Annotated in this window: 3 protein-coding genes; all 3 read right to left on the reverse strand. The window is 34.3% G+C overall.

The genetic code is table 11. From position 1 onward, the window contains the following. Positions 1 to 94, reverse strand: a 94-nt coding sequence (locus FHL06_RS14145) for a 30S ribosomal protein S2 (RefSeq protein WP_153387298.1), incomplete at its 3' end; no start/stop codon positions are given. A 120-nt stretch (positions 95 to 214) separates the two neighbouring features. After that, positions 215 to 502, reverse strand: a complete 288-nt coding sequence (locus FHL06_RS14150) for a GIY-YIG nuclease family protein (protein ID WP_119326085.1) — start codon at positions 500 to 502, stop codon at positions 215 to 217. Continuing rightward, positions 492 to 1,045: tRNA1(Val) (adenine(37)-N6)-methyltransferase (locus tag FHL06_RS14550; RefSeq protein WP_192918044.1), on the reverse strand; the 554-nt coding region annotated here is incomplete at its 5' end. The genes FHL06_RS14550 and FHL06_RS14150, both read right to left, overlap by 11 nt.

The raw sequence follows: 1,045 nt of genomic DNA on the forward strand, positions 1-1,045 counted from the left end.
AGATAAATGGCTTCATCTTAGGGTTCCATCTTCTTGTTTGGTGACCGAAATGTACACCGGCTTCAAGAAGTTGTTTCATAGAAATAACTGACATAAAAAGTTCCTCCTGGTTTTTACCTCCACTTAAGTCATGTCTGACTGAAACGCGTTTGCGCACCATCAATCAAATCGTTAAGTGTGTGTATTCAATACAAGCAAATATTATAAAGGAAAATTATTTTGAAATCAAGTAGTCGCGCCAATTTATTCCATTACTTTTTAATAAGTTTTCTTTCTGATGTCTACTTAACTTCTTTATTGCATATTCGCGTTTTAAAGCCTGTGATTTATCGGCTAATGCTTCGGTGTACATCAGCTTAACTGGTCGCCTGATTTTTGTATACTTGGCTCCTTTACCAGCATTGTGCGTTGCAACTCTTTTTTTTACATTATTACTAGTTCCAGTATAAAAAGTCCTGTCGCTACACAAAAGCATATAAACATAATACTTATTATTTTCCATTGATTATTAAACTCGCCTCTTTTGTTAATCGATGCTGATCATCGTAGATCACTAAATCTGGTTCCACCTTTAGTGAAGCCTCTTTAACTGTTTTGATTAGATCTAATAAGACTAAATTAGCATCTTTGGATTTAGTAGTCCTGACAAAGCGCATTTTTTTGGGTTGCAGACGTTGTTGTGTCATAATACTGAACAATTCACTCAATCTTTCTGGACGATATACTAAGTAGGCATGTGAATTTTCCTTAAGTACCACTTTAATGGTAGAAAGAATATCAGTTAGATTTGCTTTTAACTCATGTCTAGCGATTGCTAAAACGGGATTATCCTTGATTACTGTCTTGTCACCCAGTTTAAAATACGGTGGATTACAAACAACAGTATCAACCGTATCGTGATCAATATATTTTTGAATATTTTTTAAATCATCGTTAATCGAATAAACTTGCTGTTCCAGGTGATTCTCAGCAATACTTTTTTGTGACAAATCAGCAAGTTGCTTTTGAATTTCAACTAAATAAATCGGTGCTTTAGTTTTGGCTG

This window comes from Companilactobacillus halodurans (genome assembly GCF_009600985.1).
GTDB lineage: Bacteria > Bacillota > Bacilli > Lactobacillales > Lactobacillaceae > Companilactobacillus > Companilactobacillus halodurans.

Coding starts and splice junctions, on each gene's coding strand:
- FHL06_RS14150 (WP_119326085.1), bottom strand. CDS start 502: ATGGAAAATAATAAGTATTATGTTTATATGCTTTTGTGTAGCGACAGG.